Origin of the sequence: Thermosporothrix hazakensis, assembly GCF_003253565.1 — a bacterium.
GTDB lineage: Bacteria > Chloroflexota > Ktedonobacteria > Ktedonobacterales > Ktedonobacteraceae > Thermosporothrix > Thermosporothrix hazakensis.
In genome coordinates, this window is the sequence record NZ_QKUF01000037.1 from 40,603 (window position 1) to 50,651 (window position 10,049).

9 protein-coding genes are annotated in these 10,049 nt (G+C 54.8%); 3 read left to right on the top strand and 6 right to left on the bottom strand.

The window, feature by feature from the left end:
* The first annotated feature begins 10 nt into the window (after positions 1-10).
* The 3 genes from EI42_RS28125 to EI42_RS28135 all read left to right on the top strand — a co-directional run bounded on the left by EI42_RS28125 (position 11) and on the right by EI42_RS28135 (position 3,733).
* Positions 11-1,183, top strand: coding sequence for a helix-turn-helix transcriptional regulator (locus tag EI42_RS28125; protein WP_111325967.1), 1,173 nt, complete (start codon positions 11-13; stop codon positions 1,181-1,183).
* Positions 1,173-1,529 (top strand): hypothetical protein, encoded by a 357-nt coding sequence (locus tag EI42_RS28130; RefSeq protein ID WP_111325968.1) that lies wholly within the window; start codon positions 1,173-1,175, stop codon positions 1,527-1,529. Before EI42_RS28125 ends, EI42_RS28130 begins: the two co-directional genes overlap by 11 nt.
* A gap of 155 nt (positions 1,530-1,684) precedes the next feature.
* A complete protein-coding gene (locus EI42_RS28135) occupies positions 1,685-3,733 on the top strand; it encodes a serine/threonine protein kinase (RefSeq protein ID WP_170142972.1) in 2,049 nt (682 codons plus the stop codon).
* A gap of 48 nt (positions 3,734-3,781) precedes the next feature.
* On the opposite strand, the gene EI42_RS28140 is transcribed toward EI42_RS28135, so the two are convergent.
* The 6 genes from EI42_RS28140 to EI42_RS28165 all read right to left on the bottom strand — a co-directional run.
* A complete protein-coding gene (locus EI42_RS28140) occupies positions 3,782-5,230 on the bottom strand; it encodes an RtcB family protein (RefSeq protein ID WP_111325970.1) in 1,449 nt (482 codons plus the stop codon).
* Positions 5,231-5,490: 260 nt separating this feature from the next.
* On the bottom strand, positions 5,491-5,919 hold the full coding sequence (locus EI42_RS28145; RefSeq protein ID WP_111325971.1) for an archease: 429 nt from the start codon (positions 5,917-5,919) through the stop codon (positions 5,491-5,493).
* Between the two features lie 195 nt (positions 5,920-6,114).
* Complete coding sequence (locus EI42_RS28150) at positions 6,115-6,969, bottom strand: EamA family transporter (protein WP_111325972.1); 855 nt, start codon at positions 6,967-6,969, stop codon at positions 6,115-6,117.
* Positions 6,970-7,154: 185 nt separating this feature from the next.
* On the bottom strand, positions 7,155-8,522 hold the full coding sequence (locus tag EI42_RS28155) for a cystathionine beta-synthase (protein WP_111325974.1): 1,368 nt from the start codon (positions 8,520-8,522) through the stop codon (positions 7,155-7,157).
* A gap of 304 nt (positions 8,523-8,826) precedes the next feature.
* Positions 8,827-9,630 (bottom strand): serine/threonine protein kinase, encoded by an 804-nt coding sequence (locus EI42_RS28160; RefSeq protein ID WP_170142973.1) that lies wholly within the window; start codon positions 9,628-9,630, stop codon positions 8,827-8,829.
* A gap of 153 nt (positions 9,631-9,783) precedes the next feature.
* Positions 9,784-10,049: zinc ribbon domain-containing protein (locus EI42_RS28165; protein WP_146505443.1), on the bottom strand; the 266-nt coding region annotated here is incomplete at its 5' end.

The window sequence follows — 10,049 nt, forward strand, 5'->3', positions numbered from 1 at the left end:
TTGAGGTGAGATGATGTATAAGTCGAAACCATATGTTAAACTTCGAGAAGAGAGAGAGCGACTTGATTGGACCCAAAGCTATGTTGCTGCCCAGATCGGCACAACAAAAGAGACGGTTAGTAGATGGGAAACAGGCCGCCAGCCTATAAGTTCCCGTTTTCAGCTCAAGCTATGCTCTCTCTTCGGTAAAAGTGCAAAAGAATTGGGGTTCTTAGATAATGACCAGGAGCTTACTTCGATGGATATGCTAAGACGAAAACTGCTGAAATCCTTTGGCGTTATGGCAACTGCACCAGCCTCGGTGGGAGGTGATGATCCTCTTACTCTGTTGGAAAATTCAATGCCAGCGCTTTGGCAGCTCGGGTATAGCGGTTCCCTCGACCTTATTGCTCTGGTTCTTGCTTTTGCTCTTCCCTCGCTGGATTCTCTGGTCCAGGATAAACATTCTGCGGCTATCGCGTCACAAACCTATCAGCTTGATTGGATGTATGCAAATCAAATGCTCAACTTTGGTCGTGCGCTCAAATCAAGCCAGAAGGCGTATGAGTACGCAAAGCTCTCAGGAGATCACAACTTAATGGCTGTTTCTCTCATCAGGAAAGCACACACCTACTATCACTTGAAACAGCCTGCTCGTCAGCTTTCTGTTCAAGAAGAAGTTCTCCCTATGTTGAAGAATACAACACCTTTAGTTCAGAGTTGGCTGTATTTTACAATGGCAGAAGCTCAAGCAAGTCTCAATCAAGAATATGAAGCGAAACAAGCCTTTGAGCTTGCAGAGAAAAAACTTCCTTTATCACTTAAAGATCAAGCAACGAGCGCCTATGCATTGTTCAGCAGAGAATGGATTCTGAAATATCAACTGATGATCTTTCTTCGTCTCAAAGAGGCCAAGCCTGCTCTTGAGATGATCGAGAAACATCGGTTAGAAAAGGGGGCTTCTGATCTTATATGGTGTGAATACCTGAATCGTCGATGTGAAACCATGCTCCTGCTAGGTGATATGGATGAAATGGCACTTACATTTGAGCGAGCTTTGCAGTTTGCGGAGAAAACACAAAGCGAATTACGTCTCAATGAAATCAGTGAGACATATACACAGGCAGCGAAGAAATGGCCGAAAGAGACACGCCTGAAGCAGTTAAGGATGCTATTGCACAGGAGAACGCAGTATGATGATTGAGAGATATGAAGATGGTCGCCCTGATCCCCGAGCAGAAGAAATCCAACGAAACTGGAGGCAGTGGACAGAACAAAACCAGTATCGCTTAAAAGAGAGCCTTCCGGTCATCGAAGGCGATGGGGCGGTTCTTATAGAGGTCTTTGAACAGCAGGAGAAGAGAGAACAGGATCAATACCTCGTTTTTATCCCGCAGATTCCTTATACAAGCGGTGACAGTGAGAAGCTTTTCCTGGTGAATACCGAGGAACAACTTCATTTTCTGCTCGACTCGCTTCCTAAAATGATACGGGTTGGGATCATCCTTGCCCGCGATAAAATGCAGGAACGCCGTTCACTCCTCAATTAAAGGCCAACGGATAGATACATGCTGGAAAGCCAGAGGAATCATATTCGAGGATAGGACTGCAAGGCCGAAAGGTTTGACGTGTCACCCTGCCTTCTCTATAATGAACACAACAACCCAAAGCATAAAATATGCCAATTAGAAGAAAAGGAGCCAGGATGGCAGAGCGAGCAGGGCAACAGCTAGGACACTATACCATCCTTCGTCTGTTAGGCGAGGGCGGGTTTGCCCAGGTCTATCTGGGCGAACACATGTATCTCAAATCGCAGGCTGCAATCAAAGTTCTGCAAACCCGTCTCTCCAGTCCGGACGATATGCAAAACTTCCTCAAAGAAGCGCAGACAATCGCCCGGTTGACTCATCCCAATATCATTCGCGTGCTTGATTTCGGCGTCGAGGACGAAACCCCGTATCTGGTCATGGAATATGCCGCCAATGGCACCCTACGGCAGCGCCATCCTCGGGGCGAACGCGTCCCGCTCCAGAGCGTGGTTTCCTATGTCAAACAGGTTGCCGACGCCCTTCAGTTCGCGCATGACGAGCGCCTGATTCACCGCGACGTCAAGCCAGAAAACATGCTGGTTGGCAGGCGTGATGAGATCCTGCTGAGTGACTTCGGGATCGCCATGATCGCACAGAACTCGCACAGCCAGAAAACGCAGGATGTGATCGGCACCGTCGCCTACATGTCTCCGGAACAGATTCAGGGGCACCCCCGACCGGCCAGCGATCAGTATTCGCTTGCCATTGTCGCTTATGAGTGGCTCACCGGCGATCGGCCCTTCAACGGTTCCTTCACCGAACTATGTACACAGCATATGTTCGCTCGCCCGCCGCTTCTACGCGACAAATTGACCCAGATCTCGCCTCTCGTCGAAAACGTCATCATGAAGGCATTGGAGAAAGACCCCAAGCAGCGCTTCGAGCATATTCGCGACTTCGCGAACGCGCTGGAGGCCGCCAGCCAGGGCCGTTCTCCCTACGAGACACGCCTTGTCTCACCAAACGCAACGCAACAGGGCAATATCACGATGCTTGCGCCCGAAGGGAACGCCCAACAAACCAGCGCCCCTTCAGCGCCCTTTCCAGCCGCACAAACGGCCATGCAACCGGAACAACAGAACCCTTCCGGGCGTGCCATGCCTACGTTTCATGCGGCATCGACCGTCGCCCAGACTCATCAGCCCCTCATTCAGCAGCCGGGGCAGCCACAAACGCCGTCTTCACCGCAATTCGGCCAGACGCCACAGCAGCAAACGCCGTCTTCACCACAATTTGGCCAGACGCCACAGCAGCAGGCACGTGGCTTCAATGTCGGACAGTATCCCGGAGCACAGCCCCATTTCACCCAGACCCAACAGGCACAGCCAGGATATCAGACGCCGTATCAGCAGCCGTTCGGCGCTCCTCAGCAGGGAGCACAGCAGCAATTCGGTACGCCACAGCAACCGTTCGGAGTACAACATCAATCCGGCATGCAACAACCAGGCATGCACCAGCAATTCGGAGCACAGCCGTTCGGAACACCGCATCAGCAGCCGTTCCAGGCCCAACAGCCAGAGCTCCAACAGCGGCCTTCGGCTCCCGACCATCAGGGCTATCGACAGCCATCATCTCCGCAGCATCAGGCCGAAGAGCCCAAAGAGAGTCTTGACGAGTGGCTCGGCCCGCTTGCAAAGGCGAAATGGCGCGTCCTGGGCGCGGTCGTGGGCCTGATTTTGCTCTGTCTGGCCCATCGCTTCCAGATCACCATTTATGGCTACACGTTCCCGGTTGCCGCCGCCATTCCGCTCTTCTTCGGAGCCGCCTTCGGCCCGGGAGCAGGTATTTTCGTCGGCATCGTAGGAGCCTTCCTGAGTCCGCTGTTTGGCGGCGGCATGGGAGCGCTACAAGCAGTGATGGTCAATTATGGCTCGGTGGTCTCAACCAACTGGTGGGTCCCCCTGCTGTACTATGGGCTGGCAGGAGCCGCCGGTGATCTCTCGGTCCTGCTCAAGCCGCGCCGCTATCCAAGCCTGGGCTCATCGTTTCGAGCCTGCCTGCTCGCTATCATCCTGTTCGCGGTCAGTCTTGGTGTGACGCTCTATCAGGCCCAGGAAATAATGATCTTCCCGCAGATCGGTCTTATTCTGCTTGAAAATGTTGGTTTTGCTTTCATCGCGCTTGCCATCTACAGCATCGCGGCCCGACTGATCGACCCATCCTGAAAAAGCAAAAGGGCCAGGGAAGCCTGTTCCCTGACCCTCTTCTTTTGTTTAGCCCTTAACGACAATAATCGGCTTCAGACGCGCAACCAGCTTTGCCAGCCCCGCATCATGTACCACGTTCACCACATTCTGCGCATCCTTATACGCCTGCGGAGCCTCTTCGGACAGCAGGCCCTTACTATGCACGCGCACCGTCACGCCCCGCGCGCTCAACTGGGCCATCAGATCCTTGCTCGTGATCGCCTTCTTGGCAGCCGTGCGGCTCTTCTGGCGGCCAGCTCCATGACAGCATGACCCAAAGCTCTGCTCCATCGAGCCCTCAGCGCCCGCCAGCACGAACGAGTAGCGCCCCATATCGCCCGGGATCAGCACTGGCTGCCCGACAGCGCGATACTTCTCAGGAATCGCTGGATGATGCGGCGGGAACGCACGGGTAGCGCCCTTACGGTGCACACAGACCCGCTTCTTCTCGCCATCAACAACATATTCCTCAATCTTGGCAATATTGTGACACACGTCGTAGACAAGCGGCATCTCCTTCGGACGCGCTCGACGCCCGAACACGCTTGCAAAGGCCTGCCGCACGCCATGCATCAAAAGCTGACGGTTCGCCCAGGCAAAGTTAGCACCGCAGGCCATCGCGCTCAGGTAATCCTTGCCCTCGCGAGACTGCAACGGCAGGCAGGCAAGCTGACGGTCAACCAGCTCAAAGCCCCAATCCTGCTGCTTCTGCTGCGCAAGCTTGATATAATCCTCCGCGATCTGGTGGCCAAATCCCCGGCTCCCGCAGTGAATCGTGATCACGACCTGATTTACCTGCCCGATGCCGAGCACCTTCGCCGCCTCCGAATCATAGATGTGATCGACAACCTGCACCTCACAGAAGTGGTTGCCGCTTCCCAGGCTACCAAGCTGCACCATACCGCGCTGCACCGCCTGCTTGGAGACTGCATCGGGATTTGCGCCCGCCAGGCACCCGTTCTCTTCTGTGGCCTCCAGATCCTCTTCAAGACCGTAGCCCTGAGCAACCGCCCAGGCCGCCCCCTGAACCATCACCTCGCGAATCTCGTGCTGATCCAGCTTCCGCATCCCGGAACCGCCGACGCCAGAGGGCAGCGTGCGAAACAGCTCGTCCGCCAGCTTGTCAACCTGCCCCTTGACCTGATCGCGCACCAGCTCGGTCGCAATCAGACGCACACCGCAATTGATATCAAAACCGATACCCCCGGGCGAGACAACCCCTTGCTCCATATCGGTCGCGGCGACACCACCGACCGGGAAACCATACCCCCAGTGGATATCCGGCATCGCCAGCGAGTGGCCGACAACGCCCGGCAGCGTTGCCACGTTTGCGACCTGCTTCAATGAATTATCATTGCGGATCTGCTCGATCAATACATCATCGGCATACACCATACCCGGAACGTTCATACCATTCATGTAGTTCTGAGGGATGCGCCAGCGATTCTTGTCAACACGCTCTAACGGGATATTCATACGTTCTGTGTTCTCCGTTCTCCTGATAAAGCCAACCGGCTCTTTTCACTGTATCTTCGTTTTATGCCCTCGTATGCGGAAAGAGATTCTTTCTCCCTTTTCTATCCTGATAGCCTGTAAAATCCAGAAAGACTTCTTTTCTCCCATGCAGAAGCCACAAAAAGGGGTTACCCGATCAATAGAGAGTGGATATGCGCCCCTGAGAGTTGACACGTCAGGCTACACAAAAAGTGTCCCGGGAACCGCGCGTGAGCGCTCAACTAGATGTCGAAGATCACTCGTGCCCTGTAACCGCCATCAACGGAAGTTATTGAGGCCTCGTGCCAGGTGACAGCCTTGATCGCGCTACTGAGTTCGTGGCGCTCGGCGTCATAGGGCTCACCCCCGACACGCGCGCGCAACCGTTGCTCGCTGAGTTCGAGAATCTCAACCTCTCGAAAGAGCAAGAATTCCGTATCGAAGAGGAACACCAGCTCGTTCAACCACGCAATGAGCAGGGCGAGCAGGTTCTGTTCCTCAACAATAACCTCGCGGCTGGTCTCAACTCGAAGCTGTTCTGGCGCAATCATCAGACTTTCCATTCCCAGCGCCGCAGCAGCAAACAGCTCCTCTAACGTGCGACCATAGGCATGGATCCCAACATCTGCGGTATGCTCAAAAACTTCATAGGATTGCGTAAATTCAGCCATTACGCCAACCTGAGGGCAGATCGTCGTTTCTGCAAGGAGGGATATAGTTTGGAGGAAAGATATATTGCAAACATGGTGAGCACTGCCCCCTTTCTTTTCCTATGAAGCACGTTTCTTCGTACAAAGCATACAGGATGTTTTGCGATTTGTCAAGCAGATCGGTCCCGCACTATTCAACTTTCTGTCGAATTTCTCCTACCCCAGAATCGCGATGACGAGAATACCGGCAAAGATCAGCAGCGAGCCGATAATTCTGGGCATGCCAAACCCCTCACCCAGAAAGCGCCAGCCCATAAACGCGCCAAACACAATGCTGACCTCTCGAACCGAACCGGCATAGCTCACCTGTCCGAAAGAGTAGGCGAACAGGACAGCGCCATAGGTCAGCAGCGAGAGCAGGCCAACCAGAACGATACGGAACCAGTTCACCTTCAGTTCGAGCAGCGCCGGGCGCGCTCCATAGCGCCAGAGAATAAATGGCGCGGCAAAGATTGCCGAAAGCGCAAAGATCCAGAGCACATACGGCAAGGGATCAGCGATCCGGACAGCAGCACCATCGATAGCACTATAAATGGAGATACAAAGCGCAGTTAACAACGCGACAGCAATCGCGGGGAAGCTGAGCTTCGAGAACGAGAACTCACGGAGCGAAGAACCAATGCCGACAATAATAAGACCGATGACCAGAAGCCCGATCCCGAGCAGTCCCGTTGCCTTTGGCGTCTCAGATAAAAAAAGAGCGCTCCACAGCGTCAGTAGCGCCGGAGCGGCTCCCCGAGCGATCGGATAGACCTGCGAGAAATCTCCCAGCTTATATGCCCAGGCCAGCGATATATAGTAGAGCGCCTCGACAACCGCGCTACAGATCAGCAGCGGCCAGGCCTGCGCGGGTACCGGTGGCAAAAATGGCAAACAGACCAGGCAGACGACGGTACATAACAGGGCCCACATGAGAAATAATTGCTTGTTCTTCGCCTGCTTTAACAACAGATTCCAGCAGGCATGAAACGCTGCCGCTCCCACAACAAGACCCAACGAAAGCAGTGACACAGCCCATCACATCCTTTCCAGGTGCAGTGCAACGTATCTCGACAGTATATGGAGAAGAGTGATTCACTCCTTCTGTCGTTGTTTGCGAAATACAGTCCATAAAAAAAAGCGTTTCTCCGGAGCCAGCAAAGCAAGCAACCGGAGAAACTATTGTATCAGTTTTTGCTCATCTATAAAAGAGCGAATTAACGGGAGTGTGCCCAGAATTCGAGCAGGTCACTTTTGGTCACGATGCCCTCAAGCAGCCCGTTCGCCATCACCGCAACCGCGACATGCCCCATCGTAAAGAGCGTGTATGCCTCACGGGCGGGCGCGTTGGCCTCAAGCGTCGGGAAAGGCGGGCCCTGTACCTGACCAACAGTCGTTTCTTCCAGCGGCTCACCGCTTGCCAGCCGCTTCAACAGCCGGTCCTCGGTCAGGCTGCCAACCATCGTCCCATGCTCCATAACCGGCGTCTGGCTGATGCCATAGCGGCGCAGCAGCTCAACCGCGTTTGCAATCGAATCATTCGGGGCCACACTGACCACCAGCGGCATATTCCCCATATGTTGCCGGCGATAGGTGAGCACATCATACATCGTCGGCTGCTCGCTCTCGGCCTGCACCAGCAGGTTATTCTCGCGCATCCAGGTATCGTTAAACTGCTTGCTCAGGTAGCCGCGACCGGTATCGGGCAGCAACACCACCAGCACATCATCTTTCGTCAGGCGTCGCGCATAGGTCAGAGCCGCCGCAAGCGCCGTACCCGCTGAGCCACCAACAAGAATGCCCTCCTCACGCGCCAGCCGTCGCGCCCAGTAGAACGAGGTCCGATCATCGATTCGGATCACCTCATCCACCAGTTCGGGGTGATAGTTCCGCGGGAACATATCCATGCCGATGCCCTCAACCTTATAGGGTCCGGGTTCATCGCCCGAATAGACGGAGCCCGGGGGATCAGCCCCGATAATCTTCACATTCGGATTCTGCTCTTTGAGGTAGCGCGCTACGCCCGTAATCGTGCCACCCGTCCCGATACCGGCCACAAACGCCGTCAGTTTGCCCGCGGTATCCCGCCAGATCTCAGGCCCGGTTGTTCGATAATGGGCCTCGGGGTTCGCTGGATTCGAGTACTGATCGGGACAGACCGCCCCGGGAATCTCTTTCGCCAGCCGATACGCCACATTTTTATAGTATTCGGGTGAATCATGCGTTACATTGCTCGGGCAGATCACTATTTCCGCACCATAGGCACGGAGCAGGCTTCGCTTCTCTTCGCTCACCTTATCCGTCATGACAAAAATACAGTGATAGCCCTTGAGCGCTGCCGCAATCGCCAGGCCATGCCCGGTGTTCCCGCTCGTCGGCTCAACAATGGTACCGCCCGGGCGCAGCAGGCCTTTCTGCTCACAATACTCTATCATGGCGGGTCCAATCCGATCCTTTACACTACCGCCAGGATTGAAAAACTCGACTTTTGCCAGCACAAGGGGAGGAACATCGGCAGCAACACGCCGCAAGCGGATCAGCGGCGTATTCCCGATCGTCTCAAGGATCGAATTGCGATACCTCATCTCGCCGGGCACTGTCTCTTTCATCTCGTTCACGTTCTTAGAACACTCCTCTCACCAGGATCGTGACTGTCCCGAAAAAACGCAAAGACCAACCAGCCGGGAAGCCGCCTTCCCGCCCGGCTGCCGCATTACGGGATCATTCTTTTTCGTGCTATTCAGTATAGCACACGAGCGCCGGAATAACACAAAATGGTTCTTTATTGCAGAGTCTATTTGCCAGCATAGATCGACTACGCTTTTTCGTCTTTTAGCGAGAAAAAATGCAGCCCTCCAATCCTCAGCAGCATGCAGCAAAAATGAGCCTCTACGCCTTGCACGCCTGCTCGAAGGCAGTCGCGAAGGCGCGAATAGAGGCAAAACGCCGCATGGGATCTTTCGCCAGCGCGATCTGAAGCACCTCATCTACAGCCTCAGGAAGCAGGGGCATGTGCTCGAGCAGCGAGGGTGGCTGCTTCTTAAGATGCGCCTCGCTGAGCGCTTGCAGCGTGTCGTCAAAGGGGTGAGCGCCGCTGAGCCACTCATACAGCAGCAGTGCCAGCATATACTGATCGCTCGCGGGCAGCCGCCAGCCACGCAGGAGCTCAGGGGCCGTGTAACGGAGAAAGAGCGGGTGTATGACATCACCAAAATGCAGGCGAAAGAGATACTCACGCAGACCAAAATCACTCAGAATCAGGTCATTCCCGGCATGAACAAGGATATTCTCGGGACGTAACGACGCATATACAGCGCCGAGCGAATGCAGATAGTGCAGAGGTTGCGCTATCTGTTGCACATAGTGGCGCACCAGTTCGAGCGGGAGAATAGCCCCGGGATGGTGTCGCTCGCGCAAGCTGCCAGCCGGAAGATACTCGGACGTGTAGTACAGGCACCCGGAGACCTCACCGATGTCAAACAGCCCCTGTATCTGCGGATGCTCAATTCCCGCCAGCCAGTTCAGCAGATGCAGAGCGCCATTCAAGCGCCCCCGGCCAGGCGGGGCAAGCAGCGAGATCTGGACCAGGGTATGTGTAGAAACATCTTCCGCCAGATAGCGGGCGCATCCCACATACTCATCAAGCAGGCGAAGCAATCGGTAATTTCCGATCATGCGCACAGAAGCAGGCATCTCCGTCTCCTGACAATGATTATGTCGTTCAACCAGTCCGCAGCAAGCGCGGGAATCTCCTGCACACATTCGACCCGATCAGCTTCGCCCACCCGGCTTCTCAGCTTCTCGGTTTGTGAAGCACCCCATGCATAAATGCAGGGGCTTCTACAGCTACCCCACGGGGGATAACTGTGGGACACTTCCTGCCCCTTTTAATTTACGGTAGCGGATGAGTATGTTAAGTGCCGCATTGTGGTCACGGTCCAGTTCACACCCACAATGCGGACAAGAGTGCCAGCGGACACTCAAATCCTTCTTCACCACACACCCGCATGATGAGCAGACTTGGGAGGTATCTTTGGGTGCCACTTTGACGACGGTACAGCCAGCTTCTTCCGCTTTGCTTGCACAGAGAGCAACAAAGGCACTCCATCCTG

Excerpts from the sequence above, each read along its gene's own strand:
- EI42_RS28125 (WP_111325967.1), top strand. The coding sequence starts at position 11 with ATGATGTATAAGTCGAAACCATATGTTAAACTTCGAGAAGAGAGAGAG.
- EI42_RS28155 (WP_111325974.1), bottom strand. The coding sequence starts at position 8,522 with ATGAGGTATCGCAATTCGATCCTTGAGACGATCGGGAATACGCCGCTG.
- EI42_RS28140 (WP_111325970.1), bottom strand. The coding sequence starts at position 5,230 with ATGAATATCCCGTTAGAGCGTGTTGACAAGAATCGCTGGCGCATCCCT.
- EI42_RS28130 (WP_111325968.1), top strand. The coding sequence starts at position 1,173 with ATGATGATTGAGAGATATGAAGATGGTCGCCCTGATCCCCGAGCAGAA.
- EI42_RS28145 (WP_111325971.1), bottom strand. The coding sequence starts at position 5,919 with ATGGCTGAATTTACGCAATCCTATGAAGTTTTTGAGCATACCGCAGAT.
- EI42_RS28135 (WP_170142972.1), top strand. The coding sequence starts at position 1,685 with ATGGCAGAGCGAGCAGGGCAACAGCTAGGACACTATACCATCCTTCGT.
- EI42_RS28160 (WP_170142973.1), bottom strand. The coding sequence starts at position 9,630 with ATGCCTGCTTCTGTGCGCATGATCGGAAATTACCGATTGCTTCGCCTG.